Here is a 19,686-nt window from a genome sequence, read left to right as displayed (position 1 = left end):
CCTCTACTCACGGCGACAAGCCGATAGGACTGCTCTTCCGTCGAATTTCCATGTTCGTTCCAGGAGAATTCGATGTACAGGGTTTCACTGTCATGCGGCATGCTGGCGCTTGCGCTCATGCCCGTGCCTCGCTTGGCGATGGCACAAACCGATTTTCCGCCGCCAGGCATGGTGGCCGGAAACGGTATTTCCATCGGTGAGATGCGGAGCCATCCAGCCGCCGAAGCCGCATCTTTGGGCGTGCTGGCCTTGCCGCAAGCACTGGCAATGGCTTTTGCTTCCAGCCCGGAATTGTCGGCGGCTCGCCATGAATCGGCGGCCGTAGCCGCAACCATTCGCCAAGCCGGCATCATTCCCAATCCTTCGGTGTCGATGGCGGTGGAAGATCGTCGGCGCGACACGCGTACCACCAGCCTTGAATTGAGTCAGCCGATCGAGCTTGGCGGCAAACGCAGTGCACGCATTGCCGCTGCGACACGTGCCTACGACACGTCGCAAGCCGACCTGGCGGCACGTGTCGCCGACATTCGTGCCAACGTGATCACGGCTTTTTTTAGCGTTCTGTACGCGCAGGAACGTTTGAAACTCGCGCAGGCCGCACTGACCATTGCCGAAAGCGGCAGTCGTGTTGCGGGACGGCGCGTACAGGCCGGCAAGGTGTCGCCAGTGGAAGAAACGCGTGCTCGTGTGGCTGAAGCCGGCGTACGTCTCGACGTCACGCAGGCCACCACCGACCTGAATGTGGCCCGCCGCAAATTGGCTGCCACTTGGGGTAATCCGGCTGCACGTTTCGGACAAGTCGTCGGCGATGCACAGGCATTGCCTGTCGTGCCGAGCTGGAACGAACTGGAGCAGCGCATGCAGGACGCGCCACTGGCACGACGTGCGCGCGCGGAAATCGAGCGTTGGCAGGCGCAGGTCGAGGTTGAAAAGAGCAAGCGCATTCCTGATGTCAGCGTCAGTCTGGGGATGCAGCGCAATAACGAACTTGGGCGAGACCAGGCACTGTTTGGTGTGTCACTGCCGCTGCCCTTGTTCGACCGTAACCAGGGCAATCTGCTTGAAGCCTTGCGTCGTGCCGACAAGGCACGCGATGAAGCGCAGGTGACGCTGATCCGACTTGATGCCGATGTCACGCAGGCTTACGAAATGCTGCGCAATGCGACCCAGCAAACCGTGACATTGCAACGTGACATGCTGCCAGGCGCGCAAAGCGCCTATGACGCCGCTGTCAGAGGGTTCGAGTTCGGCAAGTTTAATTTTCTCGATGTGCTCGATGCGCAGCGTACCTTGCTGCAGACACGCTCGCAGTATTTGCGCGCACTGGCTGACGCACACACAGCCGCTGCCGACATCGATCGCTGGCTAGGCATGCCAGAGGATGCGGTCGCATTACCGTCCGCGGCTTCGAACGTCCGTGATGCAATCCGCCACGCGAATCGCGGCACCAGCCACGAGACAACGCAACGATAAGAACAGGACACGATCATGATTTTCAATCTGAATAAAAAGCAGGCGACATGGATCGCCATCATCGTTGCAGTCGGCCTTGTTCTCAGCGGATTGATTCTGCTGGGTGGCGGCTCACAGGACGAGCATGGCGAAAACGATGGACATGGTCATGCAAGCGTCAAGAAAGACGAGAAGCGGGCCGCCGGAAAATCCGAGGTAACGTCCGACGCAACGCAGACGCAGGAAAAAGAGGTCGATAACGTCAAGCTGAATGCCGAGCAGATCAAGACTTCCGGTATCAAGATAGAGGTTGCGGATACCGCGTTCATTCGCACGTCGATGACCTTGCCGGGGGAGATTCGTTTCAACGAAGATCGCACGGCGCATATCGTGCCGCGCGTGTCCGGTGTGGTCTTGCAGGTGACTGCCGATCTCGGACAGCAGGTCAGGAAAGGACAGGTGCTGGCGGTAATGGCGAGTACTGCCGTGTCAGAACAGCGCAGTGAATTATCGGCAGCACAAAAGCGCCTGAAGCTTGCGCAATTGACCTATGCGCGCGAAAAGATGCTGTGGCAGGAAAAGGTGTCGGCCGAGCAGGATTTCCTGCAGGCACAGCAAGCCTTGCAGGAGAGCGAAATCGCGGCGCGTAACGCCGCGCAGAAACTGATTGCCATCGGTGCCGATGCCGGTAGCGGCAGGGAATTGAATCGTTACGAGATTCGTGCGCCATTCGACGGCATGGTGGTCGAAAAGCATATATCTTTGGGCGAATCGTTGAAGGAAGATACGCCGATCTTCACGCTGTCCGATCTCGGTACAGTGTGGGCAGAAATCGCCGTGCCAGCCAGCAACCTGCCGCACATACGCGTGGGAGAAAGTGTGGTCGTCAAGGCAGATGCCTTTGCTTCGTCGGCCAGTGGCAAGGTGGCCTATGTCGGCTCCTTGCTGGGGGCGCAGACACGTACGGCAACCGCGCGCGTAACGCTGACCAATCCGCAGGGCATCTGGCGGCCAGGATTGTTCGTGACGATCGACATCATGACTGGCGAGAATCAGGTACCGGTCGCCGTCAGCAAGAACGCCATCCACAAGCTGGAAAACCGCGATGTGGTGTTCGTGCGCACGCCCGACGGTTTCCGGGCGCAAGCTGTTCAGCTCGGGCGTAGTGACGGCAAGCGCATCGAAGTTCTGCAAGGCATGCAGCTTGGGCAGGAATATGCCGCTGAGGGCAGTTTTGTCGTGCGTTCCGAACTCGGCAAGGCTTCGGTCGAGCATACGCATTGAGGAGATGACATCATGTTTGAACGTCTGATCCGCTTTGCCATCGAGCAGCGTTGGCTGGTCATGTTGATGGTATTCGGCATGGCTGCAATGGGTATCTACAACTACCAGCGCCTGTCGATCGATGCCGTGCCCGATATCACCAACGTGCAAGTCCAGATCAACACGGCCACGCCCGGCTATTCGCCGCTGGAAACCGAGCAACGTGTGACCTGGCCACTGGAAACCGTGCTGTCCGGTTTGCCCGGTCTTGAACAAACGCGTTCACTCTCGCGCTACGGTTTGTCGCAAATCACGGTGATCTTCAAGGATGGCACCGACATCTTCTTTGCACGCCAACTGGTCAATGAACGGATTCAGGAAGCACGCCAAAACCTGCCGCCCGAGCTGACGCCAACCATGGGCCCGATTTCGACCGGCCTTGGCGAAATCTACATGTGGACCGTCGAAGCCAAAGATGGCGCGCGCAAGCCAGATGGCACGCCGTACACGTCCACCGATTTGCGCGAGATTCAGGACTGGATCATCAAGCCGCAATTGCGCAATGTGACTGGGGTGACCGAGATCAACACCATCGGCGGGTTCGAACGCGAGTATCAGGTGGCACCCGTGCCGGAGCGCCTGGCTTCGTATGGCTTGACCTTGCAGGACGTGGTGCTTGCCTTGCAGCGCAATAACGGCAACGTCGGTGCCGGCTACATCGAACGCAATGGCGAGCAGTTGCTGATTCGCGCACCGGGGCAGGTGGCGACCATTGAAGACATCGGCAACATCATCCTTGGCAACAATGGCGGTATTCCGATCCGCATGCGCGATATCGGCGAAGTTGGCTACGGACGTGAATTGCGCACCGGTGCCGGCACCGAGAACGGACGCGAAGTCGTGCTGGGTACCGTCTTCATGCTGATCGGCCAGAACAGTCGTGCGGTGTCACAAGCCGTGGATGAACGCATGCAAGCCATCAATCGCAGTCTGCCAGAAGGCGTGAAGGCGGTGACGGTCTACGACCGCACGCATCTGGTCGACAAGGCGATCGCCACCGTCAAGAAAAACCTGCTGGAGGGCGCGATTCTCGTCATCGTGGTGCTGTTCCTCTTCCTTGGCAATGTGCGTGCGGCTCTGATCACGGCGCTGGTGATTCCGTTATCGATGCTGTTCACCTTCACCGGCATGGTGCAATACAAGGTCAGCGCCAACCTGATGAGTCTGGGCGCACTGGATTTTGGCATCATCGTCGATGGCGCGGTGGTGATTGTCGAAAACTGCGTGAGACGCTTAGCACATGCGCAGGTGCATCATGGGCGAGTGCTGACGCGCAGCGAACGCTTTCAGGAAGTATTTGCGGCTGCGAGGGAGGCACGGCGGCCACTGATCTACGGTCAGTTGATCATCATGGCCGTCTATCTGCCGATCTTTGCACTGACCGGTGTCGAAGGCCGCATGTTCCACCCGATGGCGCTGACCGTGGTGCTGGCGCTCGCCGGCGCGATGATTCTGTCGATCACCTTCGTGCCGGCAGCTGTTGCGCTGTTCATCGGCGAACGCGTGGCCGAAAAGGAAAACATCCTGATGCAAAAGGCACGTTGCTGGTATGCGCCTGTGCTCGACCGCGTGATGGATAACAAGTCTGTGGTGCTGACGTTTGCGGTCGTGCTGGTGATCGTGTCGGGCTTGTTGAGCACGCGCATTGGCAGTGAGTTTGCGCCGAATCTCAACGAGGGCGATATCGCGATTCAGGTGCTGCGGGTGCCGGGTACGAGCCTGACGCAATCGGTGGCAATGCAGCAGCAACTGGAACTTGCGTTGCTGGCCGCGCATCCTGAAATCGAGCGTGTGTTCGCTCGTACGGGAACGGCGGAAATTGCGTCTGACCCGATGCCGCCCAACATCAGCGATACGCTGGTGATGCTCAAGCCGCAGGACGAATGGCCTAAGCCGCGCAAGTCGCATGCAGAACTGGTGGCAGCGATGAATGAAACGGCAGCGAGCGTTCCCGGTGGCAATTTCGAGTTCTCGCAACCGATCCAGTTACGCTTCAACGAACTGATCTCCGGTGTGCGCAGCGATGTGGCCGTCAAGCTGTTCGGCGACGACATGGACGTACTCAATCGTACCGCCGAAAAAATCGCGGCTTCGTTGCAGCAAGTGCGCGGTGCGACGGGCGTGAAGGTCGAACAGACGGTTGGCTTGCCGATGCTGACGGTGGAGATCGATCGCGAGAAAACGGCACGTTACGGCCTCAATGTCATGGATGTGCAATCTGCGTTGGCGACGGCGATTGGCGGCACCAGCGCCGGCACCTTGTTCCGTGGCGACCGTCGCTTCGATATCGTTGTACGCCTGCCAGAGCAGACGCGGCAGGATCTGGATGCGCTGTCGCGCTTGCCGCTGGCCTTGCCGCGCAGCAGTGAAGCCGGCCCGGTACGTTTCATTCCGTTGGGCGAAGTGGCAAAACTGTCGATTGCGCCGGGCCCCAACCAGATCAGCCGCGAAGACGGCAAGCGTCGTATCGTTGTCAGCGCCAATGTACGTAATCGCGATCTGGGCTCTTTCGTATCCGAAGCAGAAGAGCGCATCCAGCAGGATGTGGCAATTCCGGCCGGTTACTGGACAACCTGGGGTGGCCAGTTCGAGCAGTTGCAGTCTGCTGCCAAGCGCTTGCAGATCGTGATTCCGGTTGCCTTGCTGATTGTCTTCACGCTGCTGTTTGCGATGTTTGGCAACGTGCGCGACGGCTTGCTGGTGTTCAGCGGCATTCCGTTTGCCTTGACTGGCGGCATCATCGCCTTGTGGATGCGCGGCATTCCCTTGTCGATTTCGGCAGCGGTTGGCTTCATTGCCTTGTCCGGCGTGGCAGTGCTCAATGGCCTAGTCATGATTTCCTTCATCCGCAATCTGCGCGAGGAGGGCAGAAGCGTGGCGCAGGCGGTGAGGGAAGGCGCGCTGACACGCTTGCGCCCTGTGTTGATGACGGCACTGGTTGCCTCGCTCGGCTTCGTGCCAATGGCGTTGGCGACCGGTACCGGCGCCGAGGTGCAACGTCCGTTGGCGACCGTGGTCATTGGCGGCATTCTTTCCTCCACCTTTCTTACCTTGCTGGTGTTGCCTTTGCTTTACCGAATGGCGTATCAGAAAGAAGAAGAATTGTTGTCATAACGAAAATTCTCGACAAAATAAAAGCGCGGATGAAGGTGATCCGCGCTTTTTCTTTTGTGTTTTATTTTGTGGTTTTGTGGTTTGGATAAGAGGGGCGCTGTCTTTTCGATGTAATCACGATCGAAATCGCGGCTTTCCATTGCAGCGCTTACACTTTCCTTCTAGAATAGCAACGATAACCATTCTCATTCAATATTCGTTGCCTGAACTCGGGAAATTTATTACCGGCTTCATTCACTTTATTCACCACAAGAAAAGGACTGCTCGATGAAACGTTTCGCCTTGTTGCCGTTGATTTCCGCTTTGGTGCTTGCCGGTTCGGCACAAGCCCACCAGGTCTGGCTGGAGCAGGATGCCAACAGTGCCAACCTGTACTTTGGCGAGTTCGGTGAAAACCTGCGCGAAACCTCGCCCGGCTTGCTCGACAAGTTCGTCAAGCCGACCGCCCATCTGGCGGGCAGCAAGGGTGAACAGGCGTTGACGTTGACGAAATCGGCCAAATCGTTCCAGCTGTCGGCACGTGCCGGCAAGAATGAATCGTTGTATGCCGAAGAAGCGACTTATCCGGTGATCGAGCAAAAGGAAGGCGACAAGGTCAAGTCGCGCCTGATCTGGACGCCTGCTGCGCGCCTGATCACGTCGTCAGCTGCCGTCGAGCCGAAACTGACGCTGGATATCGTACCGACCGGCAAGGCTGGCGAATACAAGGTCACCTACAAGGGCCAGCCACTGCCGAAAGCTGCCGTGACGATCAACACGCAATCGGGCTGGGGCAAGGAAGCGCATGCGGATGAACAGGGTCTCGTGCATTTCGATACGCCGTGGCAAGGTACCTATATACTGGAAACCAAGCATACGGACAAAACACCAGGCCAGCGCGATGGTCAGGCATATGACACCGCCAGTTACGTCACGACGCTGTCCCTGAATCAATCGACCGGTGCCAAGCCGCTGCCTGCCGCGCCAGCCGCCACACCTAACAAATAAGTATTGAAACAAGCAAGATGAAATCCAACGAAGGACTGCGCTATCGCCTCGGCGTGGCGTCGCGTGCCGTCGCTGCCATTCTTGGCGGCTACGCACTGGCAGCGGCAGCAACCGCCATGATGGCGCTGACGCTGCCGCTCTCCCGGGCAGATGCCGTACTGACAGCCACGCTGCTGTCTTTTACGGTGTATGTCTGTGCCGTGATCTGGGTATTCGCCGCGCGCACTGCGTTGCGCGCCTGGGCTGGCATTGGCGTGCCGACGTTGTTGCTGGCATTGGGCGTCATGATGTGGCGAGGCGTAGCATGAAAGAAGGTTTTCGCCAGTCGATGGCATGGTTGCATACCTGGTCAGGATTGCTGGTCTGTTGGGTTCTCTTGCTGATGTTCACAGCGGGGACATCGTCTTATTACCGCGACGAAATTTCGTTGTGGATGAAGCCGGAAATGCATGAGGCGTCCATCAAGCCGGTTGCCAGTGAAGTGGCGATTCAGAGCGCGATCGGCATGCTGGAAAAAAATGCGGCCGGTATCAATCGCTGGTTCATCAGTGCGCCGAATGAACGCAGTCCTTCCGTTTCGGTAGGCTGGAGCGTACCGCCGGCACCGGGCGAAAAAGGGCGCGGCAAGTTTGTGCGTCACGAACTGAATCCATCCACGGGTGAGGTGCTGGGCGAGGCACGTGATACACGCGGCGGCGAGTTTCTGTATCGCCTGCACTTCGATCTCCATTACATGCCTGCGCAATGGGCGCGCTGGATCGCTGGTTTCTGCGCCATGTTCATGCTGGCTGCCATCATCAGCGGCGTCATCACGCACAAGCGCATCTTCAAAGATTTCTTTACCTTCCGTCCGAAAAAAGGTCAGCGCTCTTGGCTGGATGCACACAATGCCCTGGCTGTACTGGCGTTGCCGTATCACCTGATGATCACGTACACGGGTCTGGTGACGCTGATGTTCATGTATATGCCAAGCGGCGCGCAAGTCGCATACAGCGGCGATCAGAAAGCCTTTTTCGCAGAAGTATTCCCGAATCGTGGTGAGCGGCCTGCTGCCGGTACGGCGGCACCGTTGGCTCCTGTCGCGCCGATGATCGCGCAGGCGAAAAAGCATTGGGGTGGCGGTGAAATCGATCGCGTTACCATCAACAATGCTGGCGATGCCAATGCCACGGTCAGCATCACCCGCCAGCAGGAACAGAAGCTTTCCAATTCGCGCCAGTCGGTACAGTTCGATGGTGTAACGGGGGCCATGACCTCGTTCGAGGGCGATGCGCCAAGTGCTGCGGTCGAATCGCGTGGTGTATTGATGGGGCTGCATCTGGCCAGTTTTGCCGATCCCTTGCTACGTTTCCTGTTCTTCCTGTGTGGTTTGGCAGGCAGTGCAATGGTCGCGACCGGAGCCTTGTTATGGGCCGTCAAGAAACGGCAGGAGTATGCCAAGGTATTGGCGAAGGGCGGGCGTGTCGGATTCGGCCTCCGTCTGGTGGAGGGCTTGAATCTGGGCGCCATCGGTGGCCTGCCAATCGCCTATGCAGCCTATTTTTGGGCAAATCGTCTGCTACCGCTCGGTATCGACAAACGTCCTGAAGCGGAAATCAGTTGGTTCTTTATTGCGTGGGGCGCGACGGCGCTGGTCGGTCTCGTGACTGCTTCGCGCCGTACTTGGCAAGTCGTCTTGTCCATCGGTGGACTGATGTTCATGGCCTTGCCGGTGTTGAATGTGTTCACCACGCATTCTCATCTCGGCGTAACACTGCTGCAAGGCAAAGGGCCGTGGCCGGTGGTCGGTTTTGATCTGTTTGCGCTGGTATTCGGTTTCTGTCTCCTGTATGCAGTGCGTCATTTGCAGAAAAAGAAAACGGCGATGAAACCTGTGGCCAAGGCGCGTCCACAGCAGACTGCTCCTAACGAAGTGACAGAGGAACTCGTCGCACGGGAGGCGACATGATGGGTTTCGGTTTTCTCACGAGTCTGGCATTTGCCTATGGTGGCTGGACAGCCTTGAGTATTGGCATGGATCGCCATTACGCCGACATGCATGGTCGCGGCAAGGAGCCGGACCAGCGCATCCGCCGCATCTGCCGGCTGCTCGGCACCTTGGCGCTGTTGCTGACATTTGCCGCCTGCGTATATCTGCAAGGCTGGACGGTCGGTGCTGTGTTGTGTCTGGGCACGATGACGATGAGCGCCTTATTGCTGGTACTGCTGTTGACTTATGCACCGCAACGCGCAATACAAGGTGGGCAAGTGGCTGCGGTGTTAGGTATGCTGTTTGGCGTACTGTGGATGGTGGGATAATTCAGCAAGCATCGCCGTGCGCATGCTTGCATGTCATACCGTCATAGCGGCGATCTGATAGCTGGCTGCGCTGGATAAATGGCAATGTCCACGCAATAAAAAAGCGACGACAGTATTTAACTGGTCGTCGCTTTTTTATATTCGGCATCAATACAGATGCATCACACAGCCAGATGTCGTTTGACGCTCTCGTCATTCATTTGCGCCTGCGTGCCGCTGGCAACCACTTCACCGCGCGACATGACGATGAAGTCATCGGCCAGATCGTGAGCGAAATCGAAATACTGTTCGCACAGCAGGATGCCGATATCGCCGCGTTCGCGCAGCAGGCGAATCACGCGCCCGATATCCTTGATGATCGATGGCTGGATCCCTTCGGTCGGTTCATCCAGAATGATCAGCTTGGGATCGGCCAGCAAAGCGCGGGCAATCGCCAGTTGCTGTTGTTGACCGCCAGATAGGTCGCCACCGCGCCGATGCAGCATTTCCTTCAGAACGGGGAAGAGTTCATAGACCTCGCCACGAATCGAGGCGGCAGCACGTCCCGATTTGGTGGCCATGCCCATCAGCAGATTTTCTTCCACGGTCAGGCGCGCGAAGATTTCCCGACCTTGCGGCACATAGGCAATGCCGAGCGCGGCGCGCTGATGTGGTTTCAGACGTGTAATGTCCTGACCTTCGAAGGTAACGTTGCCTTTCGCAACCGGCAGCACGCCCATCAGGCATTTGAGCAAGGTGGTTTTGCCAACGCCATTGCGGCCCAGCAGCGCCATGCAGCGGCCTTTTTGTACATTGAGCGACACGCCACGCAAGGTATGCGCCGCGCCGTAGTATTGATTCAGTTCATCGACTTGCAGCATGTATGCGGTACTCCTAGCGTCCCAGATAGACTTCGATCACGCGATCGTTCGATTGCACCTGTTGCATATTGCCTTCGGCCAGCACCGAGCCTTCGTGCAGCACGGTCACCTTGCCACCTTGTGCGATTTCTTCGACGAAGCCCATGTCGTGTTCGACCACCATGATCGAATGCTTGCCGCGCAGTTCGTTGAGCAGTTCGGCAGTGCGCACCGTTTCGGCATCGGACATGCCGGCGACCGGTTCATCCAGCAACAGCAGCAGAGGTTCCTGCATCAGCAGCATGCCGATTTCCAGCCATTGCTTCTGGCCGTGCGAAAGCAGGCCGGCCAGTCGTTTTTCCTGACCGTCTAGGCGAATCAGCTTCAGCGTGTCCGCAATGCGGTCGCGCTGTTCACTGTTGAGACGCGCAAACAACGTCGTCTTGACGCGCTTGTCCATCTTCATCGCCAGCTCAAGGTTCTCGAACACAGTGTGATGTTCAAAAACGGTCGGTCGCTGGAATTTGCGGCCGATGCCGGCATGCGCAATCTGGTATTCGGTCATGCGTGTCAGATCGATGGTCTGGCCGAAATAGACAGAGCCGGAAGTAGGGCGCGTCTTGCCCGTAATGACATCCATCATCGTCGTCTTGCCGGCCCCGTTGGGGCCGATGATGCAGCGCAGTTCGCCGACCGAGATATCGAGATTGAGTTTGTTGATGGCCTTGAAGCCATCGAAATTCACGACCACATCTTCCAGATACAGAATCGCACCGTGCGCGGTATCCAGCCCTTCGGGCTTGACGCGACCGTAATTAGTTTCACCCTGGTCGCCAACGTATTCATCGACGTACTCGTCGATGTATGGGTCGAAGTTGGTTGCTTGTTCGCCGGGCTGTTTGACCATCATGCGGCTTCTCCGTCTTTTGTACGTTTCTTCAGTTTCTGTACAACGCCCAGAATCCCTTGTGGCATGAATAGCGTGACGAGAATGAAGATCAGCCCCAGCGCATATAGCCACAAATCGGGAAAGGCCGCCGTGAACCAGCTCTTGAGACCGTTGACGCTGAAGGCACCGATGATCGGGCCGATCAGCGAACCGCGTCCGCCGACTGCTGCCCATATCACCATTTCGATCGAGTTGGCCGGCGACATCTCGGAAGGATTGATGATGCCGACTTGCGGGACATACAACGCACCGGCAATGCCGCACAAAATCGCCGACAGCACCCAGATGAATAGCTTGAACCACAGCGGGTTGTAGCCGATGAACATCAGACGCGATTCGGAATCGCGCACGCCTTGCAGCACGCGGCCGAGCTTGGAAGTGACGATCCAGCGGCACAGCAACAATGCACCGAGCAGGAAGGCAAGGGTGACGAGATACAGCGCGGCCTTGGTTTCAGGCGCCGTGATCGTGATGCCGAGAATCCGCTTGAAGTCGGTAAAGCCATTGTTGCCTCCAAAGCCCGTGTCATTGCGGAAGAACAGCAGCATGAAGGCAAACGTCATCGCCTGCGTGATGATCGAGAAGTACACGCCCTTGATGCGCGAACGGAATGCGAAGTAGCCGAATACGAATGCCAGCAAGCCCGGCACCAGCACCACCAGCAGCATGGCAAACCAGAAGTGATTCGTCATCCACCAGTACCACGGGTACTCGCTCCAGTTCAGAAACACCATGAAGTCTGGCAGATCGCTTTGATAGACGCCATCCTTACCGATGGCGCGCATCAGGTACATGCCGTGCATGTAGCCGCCCAGCGCGAAGAACACGCCGTGCCCGAGCGACAGGATGCCGGTATAGCCCCATACCAGATCGAGTGCCAGTGCGGCCATTGCGTAGCACATGAACTTGCCGATCAGGCCGACCGTGTAGCTCGATACATGCAGAGCGTGGTCGGCAGCAAACAGTAGGTTCAGCAAGGGCAGGGCAGCCAGAACGATAGCGCACAGCACAATGCCGATCCAGGCGGGTCGAGTGAAGAGAGAGGTTTTGATCACGGCGTTGCTCATTCCACACTCCTGCCTTTCAGCGCAAACAGGCCTTGCGGACGTTTTTGGATGAAGACGATGATGACGACCAGGATGGCGATCTTCGCCAGCACGGCACCGGCAACCGGCTCAAGGAACTTGGTGATTTCACCCAGTCCGAATGCGGCGATCACGGTACCGGCCAACTGGCCGACGCCGCCCAATACCACCACCATGAAGGAGTCGACGATGTAGGCCTGCCCGAGGTCGGGGCCGACATTGCCCAGTTGCGACAGTGCCACGCCGCCAAGACCCGCAATGCCGCAACCGAGTCCGAAGGTCATCATGTCGATGCGTCCGGTCGATACGCCGACGCAATCGGCCATACGACGGTTTTGTGTGACGGCGCGCAGGAACAGGCCCAGCCTTGTCTTGTTCAGGATCAGCCAGACTGCCAGCACCACTAGCAGCGAGAAGACGATGATGATGATGCGGTTCCACGACAGTGCCAGTGAACCCATCACCGTGATGCCACCGGACATCCATGAAGGATTGGCGACCTCGACATTTTGCGCGCCGAAGAGGGTGCGCACGCCCTGCATCAGCATCAGGCTGATACCCCAGGTGCACAACAACGTTTCCAGCGGGCGGCCATAGAGCCAGCGAATCACGAGCCGCTCGATCACGATACCGACTGCCGCGGTGACGATGAAGGCGGCGGGCAGCGCCAGCAAAAGGTAAGCGTCGATCGCCTCGGGAAAGTAGGCGCGGAAGAACAACTGACACAGATAAGTGGTGTAGGCACCGATCATCAGCATTTCGCCATGCGCCATGTTGATGATGCCCATCAGGCCGAAGGTGATGGCCAGGCCGAGAGCTGCCAGCAGCAACACGCTGCCGAGCGACAGGCCGTAGAAAACCTTGCCGGCGATGTCGGTCATGCGCAGATGGTTCTGCAAGGCGGCGACCGTCTTGGCGGCTTCTGCGCGCACTTCTGCATCCGGTTCCTGATAGCTGCCATCCGGCTTTTTCTCGGCCATGTCGCGGAACGTGCCCATCAGGCTGGCATCGGTCGTGTTGCGCAAGGTGATCAGCGCGGCCTTGCGTTTGGCCGCATCCTCGGCATTCAGATTGGCAATGGCGCGTACCTGTTCGAGTTGCGCGATGACGTCGGCATCTTTTTCCTTTTCCAATGCCTTTTCGATCAACGGCAATTGCGCTGGATCGGCATTGCGCGTCATGGCGCGCGCGGCGGCCAGACGTTCGCTGCGATCTTCGGAAAACAGGCGCATGCCGGACAGCGCACCTTGCAGCACGCTACGCAGGCGATTGTTGACGCTGATATCTTCGGCATCGTCCGGTACGGCCGTGGTGGCATCGGTTACAGGATTCCATGCCTTGTCGTCATCGACGACCAGTACGTCGCCAGCCGGCGTCACGTACAGGGTTTCATTGTTGAGTGCGTCGAGAACGCGGCGTGCATCCGGCGTGGCCAATGCAGCGATATGGCCGACCGCTTCGATGCGGGCATCGGCATCGTCGTTGCCCAGCGGTGCCAGTACGGCACGATCGATCGCAGCATGCGCACCAGCCATTACCAGCCACAGAAAGGCGAGCAGCCATGCGCGAAAAGTGAAACGAGAAATGCGTGTCATGGATGTGATCTTGAATGGCGCGCGATGCGCCAGTTCGAGGGAAACTTCACGTTTTTTCCGGTGTGAACTCTGCAATCGATGTTCCAGCAATCGATGCAATGTCCCGCCGGAACGGCTGCACCCGCAGATGCAGCCGTCTTGCCGGGAAGACGATTACATCTTCTGCTTGCTCTCGTTGCCCTTGATGTATGGGCTCCAAGGTTGGGCGCGAATCGGTTCCTTGGTCTTGTAGACCACATTGAACTGACCGTTGGCGCGGATTTCGCCGATCATCACAGGCTTGTGCAGGTGGTGGTTGGTTTCATCCATCTTCAGCGTGTAGCCCGATGGTGCCTTGAAGGTCTGGCCTGCCATCGCTGCGATGACCTTGTCGGTATCGGTGGACTTGGCTTTCTCGACTGCCTGCGCCCACATGTGGATGCCGACGTAGGTAGCTTCCATCGGATCGTTGGTCACGACCGTGCTGGCATTCGGCAGTTTCTTGGCCTTGGCATAGTCTTTCCATTTCTTGATGAATTCAGTGTTGACCGGATTCTTCACGGACTGGAAGTAGTTCCATGCAGCCAGATGCCCCACCAACGGTTTGGTATCGACGCCGCGCAGCTCTTCTTCACCCACAGAGAAAGCGACGACTGGTACATCGGTTGCCTTGATGCCGGCATTGCCCAGTTCCTTGTAGAACGGCACGTTGGAGTCGCCATTGATGGTCGAGATCACGGCCGTCTTGCCGCCAGCGGAAAACTTCTTGATGTTGGCGACAATGGTTTGATAGTCGGAGTGGCCGAACGGCGTGTAGACCTCGTCGATATCCGAATCCTTCACGCCCTTGCTGTGCAGGAAGGCGCGCAGGATCTTATTGGTGGTACGCGGATACACATAGTCGGTACCCAGCAGCACGAAGCGCTTGGCTTCGCCACCTTCTTTCGACATCAGGTATTCAACCGCAGGAATGGCTTGCTGGTTGGGTGCCGCACCCGTGTAGAACACATTCTTCTCAAGTTCCTCGCCTTCATATTGCACGGGGTAGAACAGCAGGCTGTTCAATTCCTTGAAGACCGGCAGGACGGATTTGCGCGAGACCGAAGTCCAGCAGCCGAACACGACCGACACCTTGTCTTGCGAAATCAGTTGGCGTGCCTTTTCGGCAAACAGCGGCCAGTTTGATGCGGGATCGACGACGACAGGCTCCAGTTTTTTGCCCAGTACGCCGCCCTTGGCATTGATTTCATCGATGGTCATCAGCGCCACGTCCTTGAGTGACGTTTCGGAGATTGCCATCGTGCCCGACAGCGAATGCAGAATGCCGACCTTGATGGTATCGGCGGCGAAAGCAGGCGGCAGCCAGGAAGAGGCAGCCAGTGCGAAGGCGCCGAGTGCCGTTGCTTTCAAAATCAGACGACGTGACATGTTGATGTGCTCCTATGTGATTGAACAAAAACGCAAATGACAGCAAAAGGGAACAGCAGACTTTTCATGCCATGGACATTGCCGTTACCGGTCACGTCCATGTTGTATTTCATCTTGGATACAAGACATACGCTAATAGCAATTTCCAGACCAACGACGACAATGCAATAACAAGGGCGAACACCACCGTTGCCATCGAAAAATGGCAGTTGATATCGATACTGGACCTCGGTTGAAGTGCTACATCGCTACCGCATCGTCACCCTTGCGCCGACGTGGTGCGCTTGCACAAATCAGGAGCTTTCCAATTCTTCGCCTGCGTACTGCGCGCGAGCGTTGTGCAGCATGAACAGCGTGATGCGTTTGACTTCATCGCGGCTTTCGGCAATGTGATCGCGCAGCATTTGCTGTGCACCGGCTGCATCGCCGCTGAAGATGCGATCAAGAATGTCGGCATGTTCGCTATACGTGGCATCGATGCGCGGTGCCTTGGTAAAGTCGAGCCGACGGATGATGCGAATGCGCTCTGTCACATCCTGATGCATGCGCGCCATTTCGTTGTTGCCGACGGCCGCCACCAGACGTGCATGAAAGGCTTCGTCGAGTGCCGCGACCTTGCTCGGCTCGGCCAACTGTTCGCTGGCGGGAATGCACCAGATCTCGCGCAGCGTTGCCAAACGCTCGGTCTCGCCGCGTTCGACCAGACTGCCTACTGCCGATGTTTCCATCATGATGCGAATCTCGTACAAGTCTTCGAAGTACTTGAAGTCGAAACTGCGCACCTGCCAGCCACTGCGGAAATGCACATCGACATAGCCTTCGCGCTGAAGCCAGAACAGTGCCTGCCTTACCGGCGTGCGGCTGACTTGCATGCGCGTGGCGATATCGCCTTCGCTGAACTTGTCGCCGGGCAGCAGGCGAAAGTCGAAAATGTCGGCCTTGATCTGACGATAGATTTGCATTGCCAGGTTGTTGGCGTTCTTGCCGGTGGTCGGCAAGATTTCGCTGAGTGGTTGCGCTTGCATGCTGTGGCCTATTCGATGGAAACCAGCGGATCACCGGCATTGATCATCATGCCGGGCTTGCAGTGGAAGTTGCCGACCACGCCATCGCATGGCGCGGCGATATGGAATTCCATCTTCATCGCTTCCAGAATCAGCAACGGATCGCCAGCTTTCACGGTTGCGCCAGCCTCGGCCACGATCTTCCAGACATTGCCGGTGATATCGGCAGAGACGACAGAGCCGGTCAGATTGGCAGCATCCAGCGGATTGCGCTGCGCATCGGCAGCAGCGGTCGCCTGATCGGCTTCGCTGGCCCAGCGTGCCACTTCGAGGTCGAAAGCCGCTTTCTGGCGTGTACGGAATCCTTCCATTTCCGGTTCTATGCGTTCGAGGAAGGCGTTGTACTTGCCCAGATCGAACATCTCTTCCTCGATCTGCACACCGCAACGGCCTTCACGGAAATCGTTGCGCAATTGATCAAGTTCGGTTTCCGACACCGGATAGAAACGTACCTGGTCGAAGAAGCGCAGCAACCACGGCTTGCCATCGACGAACATGCTGTTCTTCATGAACTTGTTCCAGATCGGAAGCGTGCGGCCGACCAATTGGTAGCCGCCCGGCGAATCCATGCCATAGATGCACATGTAGACGCCGCCGATACCGACCGTTCCTTCAGCCGTGTAGGTACGGGCCGGATTGTATTTGGAGGTCAGCATGCGATGGCGCGGATCGACCGGCACCGCGCAGGGCGCACCCAGATACACGTCGCCAAGGCCCAGCACCATGTAGCTGGTTTCGTAGATGGTGTCACGCACGACTTCTTCGGAATCCAGGCCGTTGATGCGGCGGATGAATTCGGTATTGCTTGGCAACCACGGTGCCGTATCGCGCACAGATTGGCGATAACGTGCAACGGCATCCAGCGTGGCGGAATCGTTATAGGCCATCGGCAGATAGACCACGCGGCTGGGTACGCGCATGGTAGCGATGTCTTTCAGGCCGGCATCCGTGTCGGACAGTACCTTGACCAAAGTCGCTTGCGAAATGATGCGACTGTCGTAACGTACTTGCAGCGAACGCACGCCGGGCGAAAGCTCGAGCACACCGGCATGGTCGTCATGCTTGAGCGCTTCCATCAGTGCGTGAATACGGAAGCGCAGATTCAGATCGAGCACGTTTTCGCCGTATTCGATGAGAATGTATTTGTCGCCAGCCTGACGGAACACGGTCTTGGGTGCTTCGCCCTGTGCCGCACGTTCGAACAGGATGGGCGTGCCACGTTGTGCGGCAAAGACCGGCGGCGTGAGCGTGCTGGCATCCCATGCAGAGAGGAATGCATCCTGACGTTGCTCAAGCGCCAGCGCTTCTTCGAACGACATTTCCACAAAGCGGATCTTGTCGCCCGGCTTGACCTGGCCGACTTTCCACAGCTCGCCCTTGACGATGGTGGCTGCGCAGACAAAACCGCCAAGGCTGGGGCCGTCACGCGTCAGAATCACCGGCATGTCGCCGGTGAAGTTGATGCTGCCGATCGCATATTCGCAATCGTGCACATTCGATGGGTGCAGGCCGGCTTCGCCACCGTCCGAACGTGTCCACGAAGGTTTCGGTCCGTTCAGTCGAATGCCGAGACGATTCGAGTTGTAATGGACTTCCCACTCGCTGGCGAAAAAGGTTTCGATGGATTCGCTGGTGAAAAAATCGGGTGCGCCATGCGGGCCATACAGCACGCCAATTTCCCAGGTTTTGCCATAAGACGGAATTAGTGAAGAGGGCAGGGCGACTGGTGCATGCGCCGGTGCCAGATCGGCTGTGGCAGGCAATTCAGGATTGGCGACCGGCAATACATCGCCAGGCCGCAATGTACGACCGGCATGGCCGCCGAACTGGCCGAGTGCGAACGTCGCGCGGCTGCCGAGATAGACGGGCAGATCGAGCCCGTTGCGAATCGCCAGATAACTGCGGCAACCACTGTTGGCCTTGCCAACGCGCAGGACCTGACCTGCTTTCACACTAATCGGTACCCAGAAGGCAATCGGTTGACCGTCAAGCGTGGCATCGGTTGGCGCGCCGGTCAGCGCAATCACGCTGTCGCAATGAAAACGCAAGGTCGGACCGAGCACCGTGGTTTCGATACCGGCGGCGTGAGGCTGGTTGCCGACGATGCGGTTGGCCAGACGGAATGCCCAGTCATCCATCGGGCCGGAGGGTGGCACACCGATATCCCAGTAGCCGACGCGGCCCGGATAGTCCTGCACCGTCGTGTAGGTGCCGGCCTCGATGATTTCAAGGACTTGCGGACGGTAATCGAAGCTGTCGAGATAGCGCGTCGAGACATCACCCGATTGAAAGCCTTCGCTGGCGACGACCTGGCGCAGGTAATCGAGGTTGGTGGAAATGCCAGAAAGCCGTGTTTCTGCCAGCGCTTGCGACATGTTGGCAATCGCATCGGCGCGATCCTTGCCGCTGACGATCAGCTTGGCGATCATCGGATCGTAATGCGCCGACACTTCGGTGCCGGTTTCGACCCAGCCATCGACACGAATATTGTCGGGGAAAAATACCTCCGTCAGCGTGCCGGGGCTGGGCGCGAAATTGCGCAGCGGGTTTTCGGCATAGACGCGCACCTCGATCGATGCACCTTGTGCGCGAATCGGGCGGTCGAGAAATGGTGGATTGCCGGCGGCAGTCTGGATCATCCATTCGACCAGGTCGATGCCGGTCACGCTTTCGGTGATCGCGTGTTCCACCTGCAAACGTGTGTTCACTTCGAGGAAGTAAAACGCATGTTTTTCTGCATCGAAAATGTATTCGACCGTGCCTGCCGAGCGATAGCCGACCGAACGGCCAAGGCTTTCTGCCGATGCCAGCAGAGCGTGACGCAATTCTGCGGACAGATGCGGAGCCGGTGTTTCTTCCACTACCTTTTGATTGCGGCGCTGCAGTGAACAGTCGCGCTCGCCTAGTGCAATCACATTGCCGCGGCCATCGCCAAAAATCTGTACTTCGATATGACGTGCCTTGTCGACAAAGCGCTCGACGAATACGCCGGCATTGGCGAAGAACGATTGACCGAGGCGCTGTACAGATTCGAATGCGGCAACCAGTTCGGCTTCGCTGTTGCAGCGCGTGAGGCCGATACCGCCACCACCTGCGGTGCTCTTGAGCATGACCGGATAACCGATCTCGTCAGCCTTTGCCTTCGCCGACGCCAGATCGGGCAACAGACCGGAGCCCGGTACCAGCGGTACACCAGCCTGTTCGGCCAGTTCGCGCGCGGCATGCTTGAGGCCGAACTGTTCCATCTGCTTGGGCGTCGGACCAACGAAGACAATGCCTTCCGCTTCGCAGCGTGCCGCGAAATCGGCATTCTCGGAAAGAAAACCGTAGCCCGGAATGATGGCTTGCGCGCCCGTCTTCTTGGCAGCTTCGATGATGAGTTCGCCGCGCAGATAGCTTTCGGCAGCAGTCTGTCCACCCAGGGAGACGGCCACATCGGCAGCTGTCACATGCAGGCTGTTGCGGTCGGCATCCGAATAGACGGCGACCGAACGGATGTTCATTTTCTTCAGCGTGCGTGCGATACGGCACGCGATTTCGCCACGGTTGGCAATCAGAACAGTGTTGAACATG

14 protein-coding genes are annotated in these 19,686 nt (G+C 57.8%); 7 read left to right on the top strand and 7 right to left on the bottom strand.

Annotated features, from left to right (window positions below):
* The first annotated feature begins 72 nt into the window (after window positions 1-72).
* From QZ725_RS01575 to QZ725_RS01545, 7 genes are all read left to right on the top strand, one after another.
* Window positions 73-1,473: a TolC family protein gene (locus QZ725_RS01575; RefSeq protein ID WP_293775792.1), complete on the top strand. Its 1,401-nt coding sequence runs from the start codon at window positions 73-75 to the stop codon at window positions 1,471-1,473.
* 15 nt (window positions 1,474-1,488) lie between these two features.
* The gene (locus tag QZ725_RS01570; RefSeq protein WP_293775790.1) at window positions 1,489-2,736 is read left to right on the top strand and encodes an efflux RND transporter periplasmic adaptor subunit; all 1,248 of its coding nucleotides are present in this window, start codon (window positions 1,489-1,491) and stop codon (window positions 2,734-2,736) included.
* Window positions 2,737-2,748: 12 nt separating this feature from the next.
* Complete coding sequence (locus tag QZ725_RS01565; RefSeq protein WP_293775788.1) at window positions 2,749-5,889, top strand: CusA/CzcA family heavy metal efflux RND transporter; 3,141 nt, start codon at window positions 2,749-2,751, stop codon at window positions 5,887-5,889.
* A gap of 267 nt (window positions 5,890-6,156) precedes the next feature.
* Window positions 6,157-6,876 (top strand): DUF4198 domain-containing protein, encoded by a 720-nt coding sequence (locus QZ725_RS01560; protein ID WP_293775786.1) that lies wholly within the window; start codon window positions 6,157-6,159, stop codon window positions 6,874-6,876.
* A gap of 17 nt (window positions 6,877-6,893) precedes the next feature.
* Window positions 6,894-7,184, top strand: a complete 291-nt coding sequence (locus QZ725_RS01555) for a DUF3649 domain-containing protein (RefSeq protein WP_293775784.1) — start codon at window positions 6,894-6,896, stop codon at window positions 7,182-7,184.
* Window positions 7,181-8,824 (top strand): PepSY-associated TM helix domain-containing protein, encoded by a 1,644-nt coding sequence (locus tag QZ725_RS01550; RefSeq protein WP_293775782.1) that lies wholly within the window; start codon window positions 7,181-7,183, stop codon window positions 8,822-8,824. Before QZ725_RS01555 ends, QZ725_RS01550 begins: the two co-directional genes overlap by 4 nt.
* A complete protein-coding gene (locus QZ725_RS01545; RefSeq protein ID WP_293775781.1) occupies window positions 8,821-9,174 on the top strand; it encodes a DUF3325 domain-containing protein in 354 nt (117 codons plus the stop codon). The genes QZ725_RS01550 and QZ725_RS01545 overlap by 4 nt, the downstream gene beginning before the upstream one ends.
* Before the next feature lie 161 nt (window positions 9,175-9,335).
* Here the strand turns inward: QZ725_RS01545 and urtE are convergent, their stop codons facing one another.
* The 7 genes from urtE to uca form a co-directional block, all read right to left on the bottom strand.
* On the bottom strand, window positions 9,336-10,034 hold the full coding sequence (urtE, locus tag QZ725_RS01540; protein WP_293775779.1) for an urea ABC transporter ATP-binding subunit UrtE: 699 nt from the start codon (window positions 10,032-10,034) through the stop codon (window positions 9,336-9,338).
* Between the two features lie 13 nt (window positions 10,035-10,047).
* Complete coding sequence (urtD, locus tag QZ725_RS01535) at window positions 10,048-10,923, bottom strand: urea ABC transporter ATP-binding protein UrtD (protein ID WP_293775778.1); 876 nt, start codon at window positions 10,921-10,923, stop codon at window positions 10,048-10,050.
* A complete protein-coding gene (urtC, locus tag QZ725_RS01530) occupies window positions 10,920-12,029 on the bottom strand; it encodes an urea ABC transporter permease subunit UrtC (RefSeq protein WP_293775776.1) in 1,110 nt (369 codons plus the stop codon). Before urtC ends, urtD begins: the two co-directional genes overlap by 4 nt.
* On the bottom strand, window positions 12,026-13,582 hold the full coding sequence (gene urtB / locus QZ725_RS01525) for an urea ABC transporter permease subunit UrtB (protein WP_293775809.1): 1,557 nt from the start codon (window positions 13,580-13,582) through the stop codon (window positions 12,026-12,028). The genes urtC and urtB overlap by 4 nt, the downstream gene beginning before the upstream one ends.
* Before the next feature lie 213 nt (window positions 13,583-13,795).
* Window positions 13,796-15,049, bottom strand: coding sequence for an urea ABC transporter substrate-binding protein (urtA, locus tag QZ725_RS01520; RefSeq protein ID WP_293775775.1), 1,254 nt, complete (start codon window positions 15,047-15,049; stop codon window positions 13,796-13,798).
* Window positions 15,050-15,342: 293 nt separating this feature from the next.
* Window positions 15,343-16,074, bottom strand: a complete 732-nt coding sequence (locus QZ725_RS01515; protein ID WP_293775774.1) for a GntR family transcriptional regulator — start codon at window positions 16,072-16,074, stop codon at window positions 15,343-15,345.
* Between the two features lie 8 nt (window positions 16,075-16,082).
* Window positions 16,083-19,685, bottom strand: coding sequence for an urea carboxylase (uca, locus tag QZ725_RS01510; RefSeq protein ID WP_293775773.1), 3,603 nt, complete (start codon window positions 19,683-19,685; stop codon window positions 16,083-16,085).
* Between the last annotated feature and the right edge of the window lies 1 nt (window position 19,686).

Source organism: uncultured Oxalicibacterium sp., assembly GCF_913776015.1.
In the GTDB taxonomy this organism is placed as follows: Bacteria; Pseudomonadota; Gammaproteobacteria; order Burkholderiales; family Burkholderiaceae_D; genus Oxalicibacterium.
The sequence above is the reverse complement of the archived record's forward strand: the minus strand, read 5'-3'. Positions and strand labels throughout refer to the sequence as shown.

Excerpts from the sequence above, each read along its gene's own strand:
- QZ725_RS01575 (WP_293775792.1), top strand. The coding sequence starts at position 73 with ATGTACAGGGTTTCACTGTCATGCGGCATGCTGGCGCTTGCGCTCATG.
- QZ725_RS01570 (WP_293775790.1), top strand. The coding sequence starts at position 1,489 with ATGATTTTCAATCTGAATAAAAAGCAGGCGACATGGATCGCCATCATC.
- QZ725_RS01565 (WP_293775788.1), top strand. The coding sequence starts at position 2,749 with ATGTTTGAACGTCTGATCCGCTTTGCCATCGAGCAGCGTTGGCTGGTC.
- QZ725_RS01560 (WP_293775786.1), top strand. The coding sequence starts at position 6,157 with ATGAAACGTTTCGCCTTGTTGCCGTTGATTTCCGCTTTGGTGCTTGCC.
- QZ725_RS01555 (WP_293775784.1), top strand. The coding sequence starts at position 6,894 with ATGAAATCCAACGAAGGACTGCGCTATCGCCTCGGCGTGGCGTCGCGT.
- QZ725_RS01550 (WP_293775782.1), top strand. The coding sequence starts at position 7,181 with ATGAAAGAAGGTTTTCGCCAGTCGATGGCATGGTTGCATACCTGGTCA.
- QZ725_RS01545 (WP_293775781.1), top strand. The coding sequence starts at position 8,821 with ATGATGGGTTTCGGTTTTCTCACGAGTCTGGCATTTGCCTATGGTGGC.
- urtE (WP_293775779.1), bottom strand. The coding sequence starts at position 10,034 with ATGCTGCAAGTCGATGAACTGAATCAATACTACGGCGCGGCGCATACC.
- urtD (WP_293775778.1), bottom strand. The coding sequence starts at position 10,923 with ATGATGGTCAAACAGCCCGGCGAACAAGCAACCAACTTCGACCCATAC.
- urtC (WP_293775776.1), bottom strand. The coding sequence starts at position 12,029 with ATGAGCAACGCCGTGATCAAAACCTCTCTCTTCACTCGACCCGCCTGG.
- urtB (WP_293775809.1), bottom strand. The coding sequence starts at position 13,582 with ATGGCTGGTGCGCATGCTGCGATCGATCGTGCCGTACTGGCACCGCTG.
- urtA (WP_293775775.1), bottom strand. The coding sequence starts at position 15,049 with ATGTCACGTCGTCTGATTTTGAAAGCAACGGCACTCGGCGCCTTCGCA.
- QZ725_RS01515 (WP_293775774.1), bottom strand. The coding sequence starts at position 16,074 with ATGCAAGCGCAACCACTCAGCGAAATCTTGCCGACCACCGGCAAGAAC.
- uca (WP_293775773.1), bottom strand. The coding sequence starts at position 19,685 with ATGTTCAACACTGTTCTGATTGCCAACCGTGGCGAAATCGCGTGCCGT.